This is a genomic window from Bradyrhizobium sp. GW821-FHT13H06, from assembly GCF_058803975.1.
Genome location: NZ_JBXAPN010000003.1, coordinates 326,707 through 345,503, shown reverse-complemented (window position 1 = coordinate 345,503; position 18,797 = coordinate 326,707). Strand labels below are relative to the sequence as shown.

The 18,797-nt window shown below is 66.2% G+C and carries 18 protein-coding genes; 6 read left to right on the top strand and 12 right to left on the bottom strand.

Annotated elements, in window-relative coordinates; genetic code table 11:
- Position 1 precedes the first annotated feature (1 nt).
- Positions 2-958, top strand: a complete 957-nt coding sequence (gene coaA, locus AC1RQP_RS14060; protein ID WP_028180741.1) for a type I pantothenate kinase — start codon at positions 2-4, stop codon at positions 956-958.
- A gap of 105 nt (positions 959-1,063) precedes the next feature.
- Positions 1,064-1,303, top strand: a complete 240-nt coding sequence (locus AC1RQP_RS14055; RefSeq protein ID WP_492937411.1) for a hypothetical protein — start codon at positions 1,064-1,066, stop codon at positions 1,301-1,303.
- Positions 1,304-1,370: 67 nt separating this feature from the next.
- On the opposite strand, the gene AC1RQP_RS14050 is transcribed toward AC1RQP_RS14055, so the two are convergent.
- From AC1RQP_RS14050 to AC1RQP_RS14030, 5 genes are all read right to left on the bottom strand, one after another.
- A complete protein-coding gene (locus tag AC1RQP_RS14050) occupies positions 1,371-2,459 on the bottom strand; it encodes an AI-2E family transporter (RefSeq protein ID WP_492937410.1) in 1,089 nt (362 codons plus the stop codon).
- Positions 2,460-2,674: 215 nt separating this feature from the next.
- Complete coding sequence (locus AC1RQP_RS14045; RefSeq protein ID WP_492937409.1) at positions 2,675-3,304, bottom strand: histidine phosphatase family protein; 630 nt, start codon at positions 3,302-3,304, stop codon at positions 2,675-2,677.
- Between the two features lie 62 nt (positions 3,305-3,366).
- Positions 3,367-5,628: a PAS domain-containing hybrid sensor histidine kinase/response regulator gene (locus tag AC1RQP_RS14040; protein WP_492937408.1), complete on the bottom strand. Its 2,262-nt coding sequence runs from the start codon at positions 5,626-5,628 to the stop codon at positions 3,367-3,369.
- Positions 5,629-5,754: 126 nt separating this feature from the next.
- Positions 5,755-6,222 (bottom strand): hypothetical protein, encoded by a 468-nt coding sequence (locus AC1RQP_RS14035; RefSeq protein WP_061880025.1) that lies wholly within the window; start codon positions 6,220-6,222, stop codon positions 5,755-5,757.
- 109 nt (positions 6,223-6,331) lie between these two features.
- Positions 6,332-7,870 carry a YifB family Mg chelatase-like AAA ATPase gene (locus AC1RQP_RS14030; RefSeq protein WP_492937407.1) on the bottom strand — a complete coding sequence of 513 codons (1,539 nt, stop codon included), beginning with the start codon at positions 7,868-7,870 and terminating at the stop codon, positions 6,332-6,334.
- Between the two features lie 172 nt (positions 7,871-8,042).
- Between AC1RQP_RS14030 and AC1RQP_RS14025 the strand changes: the two genes are divergently transcribed.
- From AC1RQP_RS14025 to AC1RQP_RS14015, 3 genes are all read left to right on the top strand, one after another.
- Positions 8,043-8,615 carry a YaaC family protein gene (locus AC1RQP_RS14025; RefSeq protein ID WP_492937406.1) on the top strand — a complete coding sequence of 191 codons (573 nt, stop codon included), beginning with the start codon at positions 8,043-8,045 and terminating at the stop codon, positions 8,613-8,615.
- 275 nt (positions 8,616-8,890) lie between these two features.
- Positions 8,891-9,136, top strand: coding sequence for a PilZ domain-containing protein (locus AC1RQP_RS14020; RefSeq protein WP_018644993.1), 246 nt, complete (start codon positions 8,891-8,893; stop codon positions 9,134-9,136).
- A gap of 79 nt (positions 9,137-9,215) precedes the next feature.
- Positions 9,216-9,986, top strand: coding sequence for a tetratricopeptide repeat protein (locus tag AC1RQP_RS14015; RefSeq protein ID WP_239628615.1), 771 nt, complete (start codon positions 9,216-9,218; stop codon positions 9,984-9,986).
- A gap of 34 nt (positions 9,987-10,020) precedes the next feature.
- Here AC1RQP_RS14015 and AC1RQP_RS14010 read toward each other — a convergent pair whose 3' ends face one another.
- The 7 genes from AC1RQP_RS14010 to rsmI all read right to left on the bottom strand — a co-directional run bounded on the left by AC1RQP_RS14010 (position 10,021) and on the right by rsmI (position 17,098).
- Positions 10,021-11,310 carry a CpaE/TadZ family protein gene (locus AC1RQP_RS14010; protein ID WP_492937405.1) on the bottom strand — a complete coding sequence of 430 codons (1,290 nt, stop codon included), beginning with the start codon at positions 11,308-11,310 and terminating at the stop codon, positions 10,021-10,023.
- The gene (locus tag AC1RQP_RS14005) at positions 11,307-12,038 is read right to left on the bottom strand and encodes a CpaD family pilus assembly protein (RefSeq protein WP_239628611.1); all 732 of its coding nucleotides are present in this window, start codon (positions 12,036-12,038) and stop codon (positions 11,307-11,309) included. Before AC1RQP_RS14005 ends, AC1RQP_RS14010 begins: the two co-directional genes overlap by 4 nt.
- Before the next feature lie 56 nt (positions 12,039-12,094).
- Positions 12,095-13,612: a type II and III secretion system protein family protein gene (locus AC1RQP_RS14000; protein WP_492937404.1), complete on the bottom strand. Its 1,518-nt coding sequence runs from the start codon at positions 13,610-13,612 to the stop codon at positions 12,095-12,097.
- A 10-nt stretch (positions 13,613-13,622) separates the two neighbouring features.
- Positions 13,623-14,441: a Flp pilus assembly protein CpaB gene (gene cpaB / locus AC1RQP_RS13995; RefSeq protein WP_194390652.1), complete on the bottom strand. Its 819-nt coding sequence runs from the start codon at positions 14,439-14,441 to the stop codon at positions 13,623-13,625.
- 363 nt (positions 14,442-14,804) lie between these two features.
- Positions 14,805-15,749, bottom strand: coding sequence for a glutathione synthase (gshB, locus tag AC1RQP_RS13990; RefSeq protein WP_239628606.1), 945 nt, complete (start codon positions 15,747-15,749; stop codon positions 14,805-14,807).
- Positions 15,750-15,759: 10 nt separating this feature from the next.
- Positions 15,760-16,161: a YraN family protein gene (locus tag AC1RQP_RS13985; protein WP_028178952.1), complete on the bottom strand. Its 402-nt coding sequence runs from the start codon at positions 16,159-16,161 to the stop codon at positions 15,760-15,762.
- The gene (rsmI, locus tag AC1RQP_RS13980) at positions 16,148-17,098 is read right to left on the bottom strand and encodes a 16S rRNA (cytidine(1402)-2'-O)-methyltransferase (RefSeq protein ID WP_492937403.1); all 951 of its coding nucleotides are present in this window, start codon (positions 17,096-17,098) and stop codon (positions 16,148-16,150) included. Before rsmI ends, AC1RQP_RS13985 begins: the two co-directional genes overlap by 14 nt.
- A 352-nt stretch (positions 17,099-17,450) precedes the next feature.
- Between rsmI and AC1RQP_RS13975 the strand changes: the two genes are divergently transcribed.
- Entirely contained in the window at positions 17,451-18,683 is a 1,233-nt protein-coding gene (locus AC1RQP_RS13975) for a penicillin-binding protein activator (protein WP_239628603.1), read from the top strand.
- The last annotated feature ends 114 nt before the right edge of the window (positions 18,684-18,797 follow it).

Below are 18,797 nucleotides of genomic sequence, written 5' to 3'. Positions count from 1 at the left end.
TATGGATATCCGCGCACCCGAGCAGCAGTATAATCCGTACCGCGTCTATACGCGCGAGCAGTGGGCGCGCCTCCGCGACGATACGCCGATGACGCTGGAGCCGGGTGAATTCGACCGGCTGCGCTCACTGCATGACCGCCTCGATCTCCAGGAAGTCGAGGACATTTATCTTCCGCTGTCGCGCCTGTTGTCGATCTATGTCGACGCCATGCAGCGCCTGTATTACGCAGAGCGCCAGTTCCTCAACATCAGGGATCGCAAGGTCCCCTACATCATCGGCGTCGCAGGCTCGGTTGCGGTCGGGAAATCCACCACGGCACGCGTTCTTCAGGCACTGCTGGCGCGCTGGTCGCCGCGGCCGAAGGTCGAACTGATCACCACCGACGGATTCCTCTATCCCAACGCGGTGCTCGAGCGGCACGGCATGATGCAGAAGAAGGGTTTTCCGGAGAGCTACGATCTGCCCCTGCTGCTCAGCTTCCTCTCCGACATCAAGGCCGGCCGCCGCCACGTGCGCGCGCCGGTCTATTCGCATCTGACCTACGACATCGTGCCGAACCAGTGGGCCGAGATCGACCAGCCCGACATCCTGATCGTCGAGGGCGTCAACGTGCTGCAAACCGGCAAGCTGCCGCGTGACGGCAAGGCGGTGCCTGTCGTCTCCGACTTCTTCGATTTCTCGGTCTATATCGATGCCGACGAGGCGGCATTGCGGCAATGGTACATCAAGCGCTTCCTGGCGCTGCGCGACACTGCATTCACCAATCCAAAATCCTACTTCAACCGCTACGCGCTGCTGTCGGACGAGGAGGCCACGGCCACCGCGATCGCGATCTGGGAACGCACCAACCTCGCCAATCTCGAGGACAACATCCTGCCGACCCGCCCCCGGGCGACGCTGATCCTGAAGAAGGGCGCCGACCACACGGTGGAGAGCGTGGCGCTCAGGCGGCTGTGACGGCGCCGTGAACGTAGCGCTGGCCGGTTCGAGCCGAAAGTATCTTTTGTTGCAGACCAACAATGGGTATTCCGCTATTCCTTTGGAAACGGCGGGAAAGGCAGCATGGTTGATCGTCTCAGAAGCGCTGCGGAGCAGCTCGAAGCGCCGATCTGCCCCGACTGCCATGTCGAGATGAAGTGGTTTCGCTCCGAGCTGCTCGCGGACGAGCCAACCCCGATCATCGCGCATCTCTTCGTGTGCCCGCATTGCAAGCGCGCCGCCAAGGCAGACACCATCTTCCGGGGAGGCCAAGCGCCGCCCGACAAGCTGTCTGCGCCGCGGTTTATTGATTATGCGGCATAACGTTCCGGGTCGGCCGGATTCCAAGCCCGGCTGGTGCCCATCGCCCGCTCGAGGCTCGGAATGACGATCATTTCCGGACCCCCTGTTGCGCCTTCGAGGCGACGAAGATGTGCCACGTCGTCAGGAACATCGCGGCGACGAGCGGGCCGATGACGAAGCCGTTCGCTCCGAAGGTCGCGAGGCCGCCCAGGGTGGCAAGCAGCACGACATAGCTCGGCATCTGGATCGACTGGCCGACCAGGATCGGGCGAAGAAAATTGTCCGCCAGGCCAATCACGAAGGTGCCGAAAGCGAGCAGAATGAGGCCCTTCGTGACTGCGCCTGCCACGAGCAGATAAAGTGCGGCCGGAACCCAAATCAGGGCGGAGCCGAGCACGGGCAGCAGCGAAACCAGCGCCATGAGCGCTCCCGCCAGCAGCGGCGCAGTCAAGCCGAGCAGCCAGAAGATGAGCCCGCCAAGCGCCCCCTGTATCAGGGCGACGAGAACGATCCCCTTGATCGTTCCGCGCACCGCGAGGGTGAACGCATCGAGGATCTCGGCGGTCTGGCTCGGGCGCAGCGGGAGTGCGTCGCGAATGCGTGCGCTCAGGTCTTCGCCGTCGCGCAGCAGGAAGAACAGCAGGTATAGCATCACGAGCAGGCTTGCGACGAACTCCAGCGTCAACTGACCGATGTTGATCGCATGCCCGGCGAGCTGTTGGCCGGCTGGGACGACCAGGCCCGACAGGCGTTCCTTCAGCGCCGAAAGATCCATGCGGGCCAGGCGATCTGACAGCGAAGCAGCCCAGCCAGGCAGTGCGGATCTCAATTGCTGCAGGGGATGAGCGAAACTGATCTCCCCGCTCTGAACGCGCTGATACAGCTCCCCGCCCTGGTCGACGAGCGAAGCGATGACGACCGCCACCGGGATCAGCACCATGACGATCACGACGACGACAGTAAACAATGCGGCAAGGTTGTGCCTTCCCGGGAGGGTTTCCAGGGCGCGCCGATAGAGGGGTACGAAGATGATGGCCAGCAGGATGGCCCACAACAATGCGCCGGAGAATGGCCAAAGCACCCACCCGAACGCAACGGAGATCGCGGCAAGCAAGATGAGGAATGAGCGGTCTTCTGATGTTCTCACGTCGTCGCCAGCCTTTCGGTCGCTCGTCATAAGATGTCCGTATCACAACAACGTGGCGGAGCGGAAAGTCACGCCGGGCCAATCGCTACGCCGCGTCGCCGCAGGAACATGCGCTCGTGAACCGGCCCAATGCCGGCCCTCCAGCTGGCGGCTCCGACCGTTCATCGCAACGTGGCTACGCGATCAGACGTGAGATCCGGAGTTTCCTGCGCACCGGCAGCAGTCCCGGCCGGATGCCAGGCCCCTCACCTGCCTGCTTTCGCGTTCCAGTCCGCAAGCTTGATGCGCCCCGCGAAGGTGGCAGGGCCGGAGCCGTTGGCCTTGTAGACGAAGGCTTCGCCCTCCTGCACGTCGCCGGCTTCCTTGCCGAAGGCATCGGCGATGTTCGTTTTGTGGGTGACCAGGAAGGTGTTGGTGCCTGCCTTCGGCGGCGCATCGACGAGCTGACGCACGGCCTGCCCGGCCTTTGCATTGGCACCGGTCGGGTTTGCCATTCCCGATGCGCTGGCATTGCTGCTGTCCGTGAGCGCATCGACCGGCCTGACCTCGCGGCCGGAGATCAGCCTGCCCGCCTCGGCCGCGCGGTTCAGCCTGCTGGTGTAGACCTCGCCGATCGGGATCGCCTGCTCCCTGATCGCCGCCCCGATCTGGCGCGCCATGTCCCTGCCCTTGTCGCTGAGCTGACGCTGGGCGCTCATGTCGTCGAACTTGAACGGGTAGACGTCCTTCTGGCTGTCGTCGGTCGCGGTGTGCCGGAAGATCAGGACGTAACCGCCTTGCTTGAGCGACGAGATGAGGTCCGGGGCATCGGCTGCGGCGTGCCGGGAGATTCCAGCGAGGAGGGCAATAAGCGCGAGGCGGCAAAGCACGTTCATGCGCAAATCCTCTTTTGCAAATGCCCCCGGAGGATGGTGACGCGCAACGCGCTCGATTTCAATTAGCGATTGCCGGCGGGGATCGGGTTCCCGTGATCCGGGACTGCCAGATGCCGCGATGCGGCCAGCCCGGCCAGCGCCTCGTCCAGCTTCTCCCGGTCGAGCGGCTTGATCAGAAATCCGTTCATGCCCGCCTCGAAGCAGGCATGGCGATCCTCCGCCAGCGTGTTGGCGGTAAGCGCCAGGATCGGCGTGTGCTGACCGCCCGTGGCGGCCTCATGCGCGCGGATGCGTTTTGTCGCCTCGATGCCGTCGAGCTGCGGCATCTGGATGTCCATCAGCACGAGATCGTAGGGCGTGCCGGCGGATGAGGCGGCGAGCCAGGATTCCAGCGCGGCCTCGCCATGGACAGCGATGACGACGCGGTGGCTGAGCTTGATCAGCAGCGAGCGCATCAGCAATGCGTTGATCTCGTTGTCCTCGGCGACGAGGATCGACAGGCTCTTCGCCGGCGCTGTACCGGTGGATGCGGCCGGCGGCTCCGGCGCGAGATCGGGCGAGGCGACCTCCGGCGTCAGGGCCAGGCGGGCGGCGAGCGAGGCGGCCCGCAGCGGCTTCATCAGAAAGCCGGTGAAGGCCGGCGACAGCTTCTCGTGGCGCGAGCTCGACGTCAGCAGCACGAGGCGCTGCAAGGCATGCGCGCGGGCCGCGTCACCCAGTTGGTCGGCAATGGCAGGGCCGATCGCGCGATCGATCAGCACCGCGTGCCACGAGCGTTCCGGCAACAGCGCTTCGGCGACCGCCGCATCCGCAACCAGGCAGGTCTGACCGCCCCAGCGCGCGAGGCGCCGCGCGATCAACGAGGCCTCGATGCCGTCGGCGACGAGGAGCATCGACTTGCCGGTGAGATCGGGGCTCGGAAATGCCGTCTGTCCGGCGCCGGCCTGCGCCGGCGGAAGCGGCACCGCGACCTCGAAGGTCGAGCCCCTGCCCGGCTCGCTCGTGAGCGTGATCCGGCCGCCCATGCGCTTGACGATGCGTTCGCTGATGGCAAGGCCGAGCCCGGTGCCGCCATAGGTGCGGGCAACGCGCTGGTCGGCCTGCTCGAACTCGCGGAAGATGCGCTGCTGGGCTTCGGCGGCGATGCCGATGCCGGTATCGCGGACCAGGAAGCTGATCTCGTTCGGCCAGATGCCGGGCTCGACGATCAGCGCAACGCCGCCGCCCGCGGTGAACTTGATGGCGTTGCCGGCGAGGTTGAGCAGCACCTGGCGCAGCCGCGCGGCGTCGCCGACGACCTCGAGCGGCAGACGCTCATCGACATAGGCGGCAATCTCGAGCGTCTTCGCCTGCGCGCGCGGCGCAAGCAGCTCGGTGATCTCCTCGACTAGGGTCGAGAGCGCGAAGGGACGTTGATCGAGGTCGAGCTTGCCGGCCTCGATCTTGGAATAGTCCAGCAATTCCTCGATCAGCGCCATCAAGGCTTCGCCCGAGGTCTTCACCGCCCTGGCATAGGTCGCCTGCTCCGGCGTCAGATTGGTGTCGAGCAGGAGGCCGCCCATGCCGATAATGCCGTTGAGCGGCGTGCGGATCTCGTGCGAGGCCATCGCGAGGAAGCGCGACTTGGCGCGGTTGGCGGCATCGGCCTGGTCGCGCGCGTCGGACAGCGCGCGTTCGGTCTCGGTACGGTCGGTGACGTCGCGACCCACGCTCTGCAGTTCGGCGGGCTGTCCGGCGTCGAGCCGGACATAGCCCTCGCGCCAGGCGATCCAGCGTGCGCCGAGCGGAGTTGCGATCTTCTGGTCGTGGATGCGCGTGCCGTTGCTCTCGCGGGCGCTGTCGCCCTGCTCCAGCACGTCGAAATCGAAGCGCGTGCCGACAAGTGCGCCGCGCGCTTGTCCTGCGAGCGCGCAATAGGCCTCGTTGGCAAAAGTGATGCGGCCCTCCGTGTCGCGCAGCACGATGAGGTCGCCCTGCTGCTCGAACAGGCTGCGGGCGCGTTCTTCCGCTTCCTTCAGCTCCCAATTGCGGTCGATCAAGGCCTCATTGTGGGCGGCGAGCGTGCGCAGCCGCCTGTTGACGAAGCGCAGACGCATGCTCAGCGTCGCAAGGCCGAGGCAGGCGAGCGCGAACAGGAAGCTCGCGCCGATCGCAAAGGCGTGGGGATCGTAGGCGGAATTCTCCGAGCGGCTGCCGGACACGAAACCATAGGCGCCGCCGAAGGTCGCCGAGAAGATCATGAAGGAGCGGATCGCGAAGGCAATGCGGGGGTGCTGCCGCTTGAAGCGGCGCATGCGCACCTTGATCCGGAACATCCGATCCATCGCCACCCGACCCGACTCTCTTGCTCGAAACCTGTGATCGCCGGCTGCCACGATGTCGCGCCGACCTTGCGAACAGTTTGCGGCCTGGGCCCCGCCTTCAGACAGGGTTGACGGGATGTTAACGGCTCAGAGCGAGGCGGCCTGGAGCTGGCGGTGGCCGCCGCGGGCGCCGACGATCAGCGCCGCAGCCTCGCGCTGCGAGAACGTCTTCGAGCGCACATAGATGCGGTAATCCGCCGGTCCTTCGCTGGAGAGATAGACCACCGGTCCGCCGTCGACGGGCTGCGCGGCAATCGAGATCAGCCGTGTCGAGGGGGTGAGCTCGCAGGAGTCCGGCTCGGAGCCGAGACCGTCGTCCACCACGGTGAAGTCCGCGGCGTCCGCGTCATCGGTGATCTGGACCCGCACCGTCGCCCGGGCGGGATCGTCGGTGAAGGCGACATGCACGTTGGCAGTCCAGAACAGGGAGGTGAGCTCGACCGTCGTGTCGCTGAGCGCGATGCAGGGATGCGAGACCGATCCGATCTCGGCACGGGCGAACACCGCAGCCGCCAGCAGGGGAACAACCGAGGCCAGGATCTTGAAACGCAACATGACACTCTACTCGCCGGGCCCTTCAGGAACTCACGACCGAAACGCGCGGGCCTTATGGTTTGCAGAGCGTAAAGGAAAATCGTTACCGCCGGGTTGATGCGCGATGCGATCACGCCATCTGCCGCACATCCTCCGCGAGTGCGCGGTAGGACAGCGCTTCGGCCAGATGCAGCCGGCCGATCTTGTCGGCGTTGTCGAGGTCGGCCAGCGTGCGCGCCACCCGCAGCACGCGGTGATAGCCGCGCGCCGACAGCCGCATGGTCTCGGCGGCATCGCGCAGCAGCTTGGCGCCTTGCGCATCCGGCTTTGCGATTTCCTCCAGCACCGAGGCGGGCGCCTCGGCATTGGTGCGGACATTTGGCAGGCCGGCATCCGCATAGCGCGCGAGCTGGATGTCGCGCGCCGCCGCCACGCGTGCGGCGACCTCGGCGGAGCCTTCCGCCGCCGGGGGCAGGATCAGGTCCGCCGCGGTCACGGCCGGCACCTCGATGCGCAGATCGATGCGGTCCATGAGGGGACCGGAGATGCGCGCCTGGTAGTCGCCGGTGCAGCGGTCGATGCGGCCGCGCTTGCAGGCATAGCCGGGCTCGAACGCATTGCCGCAGCGGCAGGGATTCATCGCTGCGACCAGCATGAAGCGGGCAGGGTAGGTGACGCGGTGATTGGCGCGCGACACCGCAACTTCGCCGTTCTCCAGGGGCTGGCGCAGCGAATCCAGCACGCGCGGATCGAATTCCGGCAGCTCGTCGAGGAACAGCACGCCCTGATGCGCCAGCGAGATCTCGCCGGGCTTGGCGCGCATGCCGCCGCCGGTGAGCGCGGCCATGCTGGCGGAATGATGCGGCGCGCGGAACGGGCGCCGCGCCGTCAGCGCGCCGCCTTCGATCTCGCCGGCGACGGAGGCGATCATCGAGACCTCGAGCAGCTCGCCCGGCGACAGTGGCGGCAGGATCGAGGGCAGGCGCGCGGCCAGCATCGATTTGCCGGCGCCGGGCGCGCCGATCATCAGCAGGTGATGCCCGCCGGCGGCCGCGATCTCCAGCGCGCGCTTGGCGCTTTCCTGGCCCTTGATGTCGCGCAGGTCGAGCGTGGAGGCGGGCGCCTCGTGCACTTTCGGCGAGGGCCGCGACAGCACCTGGGTGCCCTTGAAATGGTTGGCGATCTGGATCAGCGAACTCGCCGCGATGATCTGGATGTCCGGGCTCGCCCAGGCCGCCTCGGAGCCGCAGGCCGCCGGGCAGATCAAGCCTTCCTCGCGCGCATTGGCGCCGATCGCGGCTGGCAATACACCGGCCACCGGTGCGATCGAGCCGTCGAGGCCGAGCTCGCCGAGAACGGTGAAGCCGGTCAGCGCATCCGGCGGGATCGCGCCGATCGCCGCCATCAGCCCGAGCGCGATCGGCAGGTCGTAATGGCTGCCTTCCTTGGGAAGGTCGGCGGGTGCCAGATTGACGATGATCCGCCGCGCCGGCAGCGCCAGCCCCGAGGCGATCAGCGCCGAGCGCACCCGCTCGCGCGCCTCCGATACCGCCTTGTCCGGCAGGCCGACGATGGCGAAGGCCGGCAGGCCAGGGGCGACCTGCACCTGCACGTCGACCGCGCGGGCCTCGATCCCCTCGAAGGCGACGGTAGAAACCCGCTGAACCATGCTCGAACCAGCCTGCCCCTTTCGCGCAATTAGGGGTAGCAGAGCGCGGCCGCTTGCGCAAGAACAATACGGGAACATTCTCCGGAGCTTGGTGGCGGCTCGCTTGTGGAAAGCCGCTAATGTCTGGGTGAGCTGAGGTCAAATACAACCCGAGTTCAGATAATAACCGGAGATGCTGCTTACAGACATTGCGGTAATTAGAACAATCGAAGAGCGAGCACCTTGGGCGTCGCTTCAGCGGTTCCACAATGTGAGCACCGTCACCAATCAGCTCGTCAAGCTTCACGGACTGAGTAGGCAGCAAGAGCAGAATGCCCGAAAGCAGGCCCGCCAACTCCGATTTTGCTTGATGCAGGCCCGAGAGTACTTCCTCGCAAGCAAAGTGGTCTCGCTCGCTACCAAACCGACACTACTTTATTACTCGATCATGAGCTTGGCGTTGGCCGAGGTTCTTCTGAAGCAATCGGGAGACAGCAGTCTAGACAGGGCGAGAGAACATCACCGACACCACGGACTACTCTTTTCTGACACTCGCGCTGGAAATCTATCAGAGCGCCTTGAAGGCTCCGCTGGCGGGCTTTTAGCGCGACCTATGGTTCAAGGTGAGACGAAGGCGCGTATGGGCACCTTTGAGCTATGGCACCGAGGTGCGAGACCAATGCCTTACGTTGGTGAGCGGATACTGTCCCGCGCTTCTTCCCGTGAATTCCGAACGGGATCAGCCCATTCTCGATCGTTTCGATAGCTTCGACCGGAAGCGCAATTGAGAATTGTTCCGTTTTCCCAGCCATTTATCATTGAGACCCGCGGGCAGGATCGCCCGAAAAATTTCGAGCTGACGCACGTCCTTCGTACGAATGATACGGGACAATCCCGCAGGTCGCCAAATCCTAACCAGTCGTAAACGCGACGTGGAGACTACGTCTCGAATGCGGGCTTCTGTCCTCAGCACATTCCAACGAATGTCCATTACTCCTGAGGCTGCGGGATGGGCCGTGATCTAACAAGTGAAGTAGCAAGATGCTTGCAAATCGCCGGAGAAGCGAACGTCGGGTGTGCAGCCGGCTCGCCAAGATTCATTTTGGCGCGGGCTCGCTGCCGAGGGACTGCACGATCACGGATATTTCGGATGGGGGTGTGAAAGTGGTGGCGGAATTCCTGGAAGTGCCGCCGCAATTCACCATCATCTTCGCGCCCGACTATTCCCGCCAATGCCGCCTGCGCTGGCGCATCGGCTGCGAGTTCGGCGCCGAATTCGTGGACTAGGCCGCAGGGGCCGTCCTCCTTAACGGGACTTTAGCGTTAATGGGTCAGCATCTCTGATCAGTTGCCGAGTGATCAGAGTATGTCCAAGCGTTCGTCCCTCGCCCCTCCGGCGAGATTCCTGCTTCCCGCACTCCTGGTGCTCGGCCTGGGCGGCTGTCAGACGACGGGCCTCGAGGACGTCACCGGCGCGCTCGGCGGCAAATCGGAAACAGCCGGCAAGGCCGACGCCCGGTCGGACATGGACGCATTGCGCGAGCGCTATCGCGCCAGGCCCGGCGATCCCTCCGTTGCGCTCGCCTACGGCAAGGCGCTGCGCGAGACCGGCCAGCGCGCGCAGGCGGTCGCGGTGCTTGAGCAGGCCGTGCTCAGCCATCCCAGCAACAAGGCGCTGCTCGCCGGCTACGGCCGCGCGCTCGCCGATAGCGGCAATTTCCAGCAGGCCTTCGACGTTCTCAGCCGTGCGCATACGCCTGAGGATCCGGACTGGCGCATCTTGTCGGCGCAGGGCGCGGCGCTCGATCAGCTCGGCCGCAACGAGGAGGCGCAGCAATATTACGCCGCGGCGTTGAAGATCGTGCCGAACGAGCCGACCGTGCTGTCCAATCTCGGCCTGTCCTATGTGCTGCAAAACAATCTGCCGAAGGCCGAACAGGTGCTCGGCCGCGCCTATCAGCGCAATCAGAACGATCCGCGGGTTCGTGCCAATCTCGCGCTCGTGCTGGGATTACAGGGCCGAGAGGCCGAAGCCGAAATACTCGTGAAGGCCGATCTGCCGCCCGATCAGGCGGCGGCCAAGGTCGCGGCGCTGCGCCAGTTGCTGGCGAAGAAACAGCAAAGGGCGGACAAATAGTCCGCCCTCTTCCGATCTTTGCGATTCCCGATCTTTACGACGCCTTGCGATGCGGGGCCGACCCGCGCCCCGACCTGCCCTTCAGCTTCTTCAGGAGCGGCTCGAGCAGCGAGCGCTTCGGCTTCTTCACCTCGCCGCGGCCGGCAAGGCGGTTCGCCATGTTCTGGAACAGAAGGGTGGTGCGGTGGGTCTTGGCGACCTCCGCGATCATCTGGCCGTTATTGGCCGCGGTCGAGAACAGCTTCGAATCGAACGGGATCACCGCGATCGGCTGGCTCTCCATGGTCTTGGCGAACGCCTTGACCTCGATTTCCGCGCGCTTGTGCATGCCGACCTGGTTGATGCAGTACAACGGCGGGCGATCATTGGGGCGTGCCGCCTTCAGCACGGTCAGCATGTTCTTGGTGTTGCGCAGGTTCGCGAGATCGGGCTCGGCCACGATCACGATGTCGTCGGCGTTGACCAGCGCGCGCCGCGTCCAGCCGGACCATTGATGGGGAACGTCGAGCACGATGCAGGGCGTGGTCATGCGTAGCGTGTCGAACACCGCATCGAAGGCTTCGGTACCGAAATCATAGACGCGGTCGAGCGCAGCCGGTGCCGCCAGCAGGCTGAGGCGATCGGTGCATTTGGCGAGCAGGCGTTCCATCAGCGCCGTGTCCGGCCGGTCCTGCGACAGCACCGCATTGGCGATGCCCTGCACCGGATCCTGGTTGTAGTCGAGGCTCGCCGTGCCGAAGGCGAGGTCGAGATCGATCACGACGGAATCGAGCGCGAGGTCTCGGGCGATGGTCCAGGCCACATTGTGCGCGACGGTGGACGCACCGACGCCGCCCTTGGCGCCGACCACGGCGATGACGCGGCCGGTGATGATGGCCTCGGAAGCCGAGAACAGGCTGCAGATCGAGCGAACGACGTCGAGTGTCTCGACCGGGCCGACCACGTAGTCGTTGACGCCGCGGCGCACCAGCTCGCGATAGGGCGCGGTGTCGTTGGGATTGCCGATCACGACCACACGGGTGCCGGGATCGCAGACGCCGGCGAGGTCGTCCAGGCCCTCGAGGATGTCGCGCGTGCCGTCGGACTCGATGACGATCACGTTCGGCGTCGGCATCGATTCATAGACCTCGATCGCCGCGGCGAGGCCACCGTCCTTGGCGGTAAGGTGGGCCTTGGCGAGCCGGCGATCCTGGCCCGCCGCGGTCACCGCATTGAGCGTCTGCTCGGTCTCGCAAAAGGCTTGCACGGAAATGCGAGGAACCGGTGCAATGTGTTCCTCGGGGTGCCGCGGATCGTCCGCTTCTTCGTCGTCGAAGCTTGTCATCTGCCGGTGTCGCTGAGTTTGGCCTTGTCGGATTCGGGATAGGCGGTCGCGGTCGTCGCGCCCTTGCGATAGCGTTCGAACGCGATGTTGCGTCGTGCGGTATAGGCGGGTGTCTCGGCGCGCGGCTGCTCGAGATCGGCCGGGTTGTCGATCATGGCCGCGAGATTGCGCTGGGTGGCGCAGCCCAGATTGAAATAGGGCCGGTTCTCATTGTAGCCGGGGTCGAGGATGGAGGGGCCGACGTCTTCCGGCCACAGCCCGCAGGGGCCGGCGACGGCCGCGATCTTCGAATAGCTCAGGCGGATGGTGGGCAGCAGCCCGGGATCCTCGGGGCGGTAGGGATGCTGGACGATGGCACGCGACGGCACGCCGCCCGACGCCAGCACGGACCGGATTTCCTGGTAGGTCGCAGCAGCCGCGCGCGAATTGGCGCTGTCGACAGGCACGTCGACGACGACGGAGCCGGTGCCTTCGCGCACCCAGTCCCGCGCGATGCCCGCGACATCCGAATGCTGTGCGGCTGAGAGGCCGCCTCGCGCCTTGCCGACAAAAATCACAATCGACTTCTTGCCTTCCTGCACCGCGATCGGGTGGCGCTGGCGATAGTCGGTCGGCACCGTCTGGGTGACGATCTCGGTGGTGTTGCAGGCGCCGAGCATGACGGAGATCCCCGCCAGTGCCAGCACCACGCCCAGATTGCGACGTCGATCGGCTGTCGTCTTCGTCATCGCCTCATCCCCTCCTGCCCCAATTCCTGCCCCGGTCCCCACGCCGCGCGTTCGTCTCAGTCGATGATGAAGCCGAAATCACCCGGCGTGCCGCTGATCGGATCGACGCGGCGCGCGATGCCATAGAGGCGGTTCATGCGGCCGAGCAGCGCCGTCTGCGCGTCCGAGGCCGGCGCGAAGCCGTCGTCGGGCCGCGACAATTCCTTCTGGGCGACCGCGCGCACCACATAGGGCGTGACGATCACCATCAGCTCGGTCTCGTTGTTGACGAAGTCCTGGCTGCGGAACAGCGCGCCGATGATCGGCAGCTGGTCGACGCCGGGCAGGCCGTTGATCGCCTGCTTGGTCTGCTGCTGGATCAGGCCGGCCATCGCCATCGAGCCGCCCGAGGGAATTTCCAGCGTGGTCTCGGCGCGGCGGGTCTGGATCGACGGGATGGTGATCGAGCTGGTCTGGCCCGCGGACACCGCTTGCGTCACGGAGATGGCGTTCTGACTCGACAGCTCCGAGACTTCGGTCATCACGCGCAGGCTGATACGTCCCTCGCTGAGCACGACCGGCGTGAAGTTCAGGGAGATGCCGAACTTCTTGTAGGTGATCTGGGTGGTACAGACATGGGTGACCGGATCGCAGGAATAGCCCGCAGGGATCGGGAATTCGCCGCCGGCAATGAAGGTGGCGGACTCGCCGGAGATCGCCGTCAGGCTCGGCTCGGCCAGCGTCCGCATCACGCCGGCGCTTTCCATCGCGCGCATCGTGGCGTTGACCGTGGCCACGCCTTTTGCGAGCCCGGTGACACCGAGCCCGTTGCTGCTGACGAGCGGGCCGCCGGAGACCGAGAACGGGTTGGAGTTGTTGAAATTCACCACCGCGGTGCCGGCGTTCAGGCTGGCGCTGAGATCGACGCCCAGCTGCTTGACGATGTCGCGGCGGACTTCGCCGACGACGACCTTGAGCATCACCTGGTCGCGGCCGCGCACGACGATGTTGTTGACGACCTTCTCGGCGCCGCCGACGAGCTTTGCGGCGACGTCACCGGCTTGCTGGGCCTCGACCGGGCTCGACACCGAGCCGGTCAGCATCACGCTGTCGCCGACGCCTTCGACCTGTACGCCCGGCAAGGACTGGCGCAGCGCCGCGCGCATGCCGTTGAGATCGCGCTTCACGGCGATGTCGTAGGAGGCGACCTGCTGGCCGTCGGCGGTGAAGAACACGACGTTGGTCTGGCCGACCTGGCCGCCGATGATATAGGCGCGCTGCGCCGAGCGGATCACCGCGTTGGCGATCTTGGGGTCGGCCACGAGCACGTCCTTGACCTCGCGCGGCAGGTCGATGACGACGGACTTGCCGACGCCGAGCGACAGGAATCGCGTCCTCGCCGCTGCGACCGTCGAGACCGGCGACACGCCGAGGTCGGGCGCTTGCATCGGCGCCTGGTCGCCGACCGGCGCATCCGCGGCGCTGACGGCGTCGGAGGCTGCGAGCAGCCCCAGCATCAACATCGTCCCCGCCAGGAACGAGCGCGCGCGCTTCCCCCGAATGCGCAGGCTCGTTCGATCACCCCCGTAATTCATGCTATCCCCATCACTTCTGTGACGTCAGTTGTCGTGCCTGCACGCCGTAACGGATCACGTTCACGCCGCCCGGGCGCTTGACCGCCTGGTCCTCGGGCGTGCCCTCGAATGCGTTGGCATCGACGATGCTGCGCAGCGCGAGCGTCAGCGTGCCGCCCTGGCGTGCGGCCGAGAGCGTTGCGACCTGGTCGGGCCTGAGCTCGAGCGTGACGGTCTTGCCGAGCACGGCATTCTGGCCGTCCTTTTCCTTCGGCGCCTGGTCGATCGCGAGCACGCGGATGTTGGCGAGAATGACCTCGGACAGGATGAGGTCGTTGCCGCCGGTCGGGCCATCGCTGTTGCCGTCGGGATTCTTCAGGCGGCGGGTCAGGATGATGTCGACGCGGTCGTTCGGAAGGATGAAGCCGCCGGCGCCCGTTTCGGCTGAAATCTCGGTGGAGACGGCGCGCATCCCGGACGGCAGGATCGCGGCCATGAAACCGGAGCCTTCGGCCCTGACCAGCTTCTGCTCGCGGATCGGCTCGCCCTGCATCAATGGCACGCGTGCGATCGAGCCGGCGATCTGGGTCTGAGCGTCGGGCCTGCCGTCGCGGCGGATGAAGGCGCTGCTCGCCGTCGCGGCCGGCCAGGCCTGCCATTGCAGGTCGTCGGGCTTCACGGCCTGGCCGAGCTGGATATCGTTCTTCGCGACGAGCACCTCGACCGTCGGCAGCTTCTCGGCGACGGGAAGGGCAGGCGCGGGATTGTTGTCGAAGCCGCTCGCCAGATACGCAGCGACGCCGCCGGCGCCCAGTGCGATGACGAGAACGACAATGCGTGCGGTGTTCATGCGCCTCTACTCTTACGCGGGGCACTCGAACTGCACGTGGCGTGTTCCCCCGCGTCGATGAGTAGGGAGCAAAAGTATAAGGGGTGTTGCGAGGCCGAATGCGATGGCCGGCCGCGATGCTGGTTTTCGGCGGATGGTGAACGCGGCGTTATTCGATCGGCCAGCGGCTCCGTAGTTTCACGCAGACCGCGCACGCGATCGAATGCGGCGCGTGGGCGTCATGGTGAACGGGTGGTTAGTGACGGGAGAGGCGCGACGTCGGGCGCCATCGCCATGTGTGCCGCGACGCGCCGGCGCTCGTCCTGCCGTGCAGGACGAGCGGCTCAGGACGATGGTGATGGAATGACGCCGGCGTCGCCGGCGCTATTTCTTCCGCTTCTGCTCGATCACGTCCCAGATCCTCGCCGCAACGTCAGGGCCGCCGAGCCGTGCAATCGCGCGGATGCCGGTCGGCGAGGTGACGTTGATCTCGGTGAGGTTGCCGTTGATGACGTCGATGCCGACGAACAGGAGGCCGCGCTGGCGCAGCGCCGGGCCGACGGTGGCGCAGATCTCGCGCTCGCGCGGGGTGAGCTCGGTCTCCTGGGCCGCGCCGCCGCGCACCATGTTGGAGCGGAGGTCGTCGGCGGCCGGCACGCGGTTCACCGCGCCGGCGAACTCGCCGTCGACCAGGATGATGCGCTTGTCGCCGTGCTTCACCTCGGGGATGAACTGCTGGATCACCCAGGGCTCCCTGAACGTCACCGAGAACATGTCGAACAGCGAGCCGAAATTCATGTCCTGCGGCATCACGCGAAACACCGCCGCGCCGCCATGGCCGTGCAGCGGCTTCATGACGACGGCGCCGTGCTTGTCGCGAAACGCGTTGATCTCATCCAGGTCGCGCGAGATCAGCGTCGGCGGCATCAGCTGCGGAAAATTCATCACGAACAGCTTCTCCGGCGCGTTGCGCACGGAGGCGGGATCGTTGACGACCAGGGTCTTCGGATGGATGCGCTCCAGGAAATGTGTCGAGGTGATGTAGGCGAGGTCGAACGGCGGGTCCTGGCGGAGCAGCACCACGTCAAAGCCGTTCAGCGCTTCGCGCCTGGGCTCGCCCAGGGTGAAGTGGTCGCCGGGCTCGTCGCGCACGGTCAGGAGCTGAACCGGCGCGACCAGCTCTCCGCCGACCATCGAGAGCTTGTCGGGCGTGTAATAGGACAGGCCATGGCCGCGCTTCTGCGCTTCCAGAAGCAGCGCAAAGGTGGAATCGCCCTTGATGTTGATGCGGGCGATGGGATCCATCTGGACGGCGACATTGAGTTTCATGATCTGCCTTTCAGGTCGAGGCGTCGAATGCCGCCAACACATGGCGCGGAAGCGAGCGCGGCGCAATCAGCATCGCGTCGAATCGCAATTCGAATTCGGCATGCTCGGGATGCGCTACGAGCCAGCCTTGCGCGGCGTCGATGATGCGCTGCTGCTGGCGCGGCGTCACGGCGAAAGCGGCGTCATCGAGGCTCGCCCGCGCCTTGACCTCCACGAAAGCGATCAGGTTGCGGCGGCGCGCCACGATGTCGATCTCGCCATGCGGGGTGCGGTAGCGCTTGGCGAGGATGCGGTAGCCCTTGGCCATCAGATAGGCCGCGGCGCGGCTCTCCGCGGAAATGCCGGTGCGGAACGCGGCGACGCGCTCGGGCGAGGCGACCTTCGGTTCCCTGGGGATCTCAGTCTTCGCCATCGCCGCCCCGAAGATCCTTTGCGAGCGCGAGCGCGCGGGCATAGACCTCGCGGCGCGGCCGGCCCGACAATGCGACCGCATGCGCCACGGCATCCTTGACGCTGTTTGCGGCAAGCTGCTCGCGCAAGAGCCCGTCGAGCGCATCCGATGCCAGCACATCGGCGTCCGCTGCGGGCGGGCCGATCACCAGGACGAACTCACCGCGCGTCTCGGGCGCATCGGCTTGCCGCGCGAACTCGGCGAGCGGCGCACGCCTGACCTCCTCGTGCAACTTCGTCAGCTCGCGGCAGACCGCGGCCTCGCGTTCGCCCATGATCTCCGCGAGATCGTCCAAGGTGGCCTGCATCCGGTTGCCCGATTCGAACATCACCAGCGTCGCGTCGATGCGCGCAAGCTCGGCCAGCCTTGCGCGGCGCGCGGCGGATTTCGCCGGCAGGAAACCCTCGAAGAAGAAGCGGTCGGTCGGCAGCGCGGCGACCGACAGCGCAGCCAGCACCGAGGACGGGCCGGGCAGCGCGTGCACCGGATGGCCGGCGGCGCAGACCTCGCGCACCAGCTTGAAGCCGGGATCGGAGATCAGTGGCGTGCCGGCGTCCGACACCAGCGCGACCGAGCGGCCTTGCGCCAGCGCCTCCAGAATCTTCGGACGCGCCGCTTCCGCATTGTGCTCGTGATACTGCTTGAGCGTCGCTGCGATCGCATAGCGTTCGGTCAGGCGGCGCGTGATGCGGGTGTCCTCGCAGGCGATGACATCGACGCCGGCAAGCGTCTGAAGCGCCCGCAGGGTGATGTCGCCGAGATTGCCGATCGGTGTCGCGACCAGATAGAGACCCGGCGCGGCCTTCGGCGCCGCAAGCCGATGGGCATCGATGGAGAAACCGCGCGAGGCGGGGTCTTGAGCTTCAGGCGTATTTATCGGGGCCGGCTTTGCGCGCATAATGAAGCCAACTTAGGCACGATCCGCAGGGCTGGGAACCGGCTGGTCGAAAAAGATCGTGCCCAGGATCGTGCCCAGGTGAGGGGGCGAGGAACGGACGGGAATGTGATCGGCCAGGATCACCTCGAGAGGGAATGAGGGGCCTTCGCGCCATATTCACGACGGAAACGCCGCCTTGATGCTGGATGAGCGACGGCGAATGGCTGCCATGACAGGAAAGCGGTCGCGTTAAGCGGCTGTTATCCTTTTGTTTTGGTTAACTGTTTGCCGACAATATGCCTGAATCCGCGGCCTGTGTCGCGGAAGGAATGTCGTGACCGGCCGGCGACGGCGGGTCAGAAGAGAAGCTGCCATGGTGGGCCCGCGTCATCCAAAGTCTCTGCCTCCGGGGTCCCGAACGTCGGGGGCGACCCGCCGGAGTGCGCTCGGCCTGTTGCTAGGCGCGCCCGCGCTGTCGGCCTGCGCCGGCGTGCAGCAGAGTCTCAGTCAGTTCTCCAACCCGTTCTCGAGCTCCGCGCCGCCGGCCCAGCCGGCAGGGCCCCCGCAACAGGCGACGACCGCCGGCACCGGCGGCGTGAAGGTCGCCGTGATTCTGCCGCTCTCCGCCGCCGGCAATGCCGGCCTCGCCGCGCAATCCATGCGCAACGCCGCCGAGATGGCGCTGGCCGAGTTCCAGAACCCGAACATCCAGCTCCTGATCAAGGACGACAATGGCAGCCCGCAAGGCGCGCAAGCCGGCGCGCAGCAGGCGGTCGACGAAGGCGCCGAGATCATCCTCGGGCCGCTGTTCGCACAGTCGGTGCCGGCGGTGGCGCAGGTCGCGCGCACGCGCGGCATTTCCGTCATCGCGTTCTCGACCGATTCCAGCATCGCCGGCCGCGGCGTCTATCTGCTCTCGTTCCTGCCGGAGTCCGACGTCAACCGCATCGTCGAATATTCCGCCAGCATCGGAAAGCGCTCCGTTGCCGTGCTGGTGCCCGACAATGCCTATGGCAATGTCGTCGAAGCGGCGGTGAAGGCGGCGGTGCCGCGGCGGGGCGGGCGGATCGTCGCCTTCGAGAAATACGGTGCCGATCGCGCCACGCCGGCGCGCACCGTCGCGCAGCAGCTCGGCAGCGCCGATGCGCTGTTCATTGCCGACGACGGCGATGCCGTGGTGTCGGTGGCGGATGCGATGACGGCCGCAGGCGCGAATCTGCGCAACATCCAGCTGCTCGGCACCGGCCTGTGGGACAATCCGCGCGTCTATGCCAGCGCCGCGCTCCAGGGCGGCCTCTACGCCGCGCCCGACCCGGCCGGCTTCCGCGCCTTCTCGGGCCGCTATCGCACCAAATATGGCGGCGAGCCGGTGCGCACCGCGACATTGGCCTACGACGCCGTCGCCCTCGTCGCCGCACTGGCGCGCACGCAAGGTCCCACCCGCTTCTCGCCGGACGTGCTCACCAACCCTTCGGGCTTCGCCGGCATCGACGGCCTGTTCCGCTTCCGCGCAGACGGCACCAACGAACGCGGGCTCGCAGTGATGAAGGTGACGCAAGGCGGCGGCGTTGCGGTGGCGGGCTCACCGAAGAGCTTTGGGGCGTAGCTCCGGACGACGGTGCCGCAGGGTGGGCAAAGGCGCACTCGCGCCGTGCCCACCATCCCAGCTAATCGCGTGCAGTTGCGTGGGCACGCTCCGCTTTGCCCACCCTACGGCAGC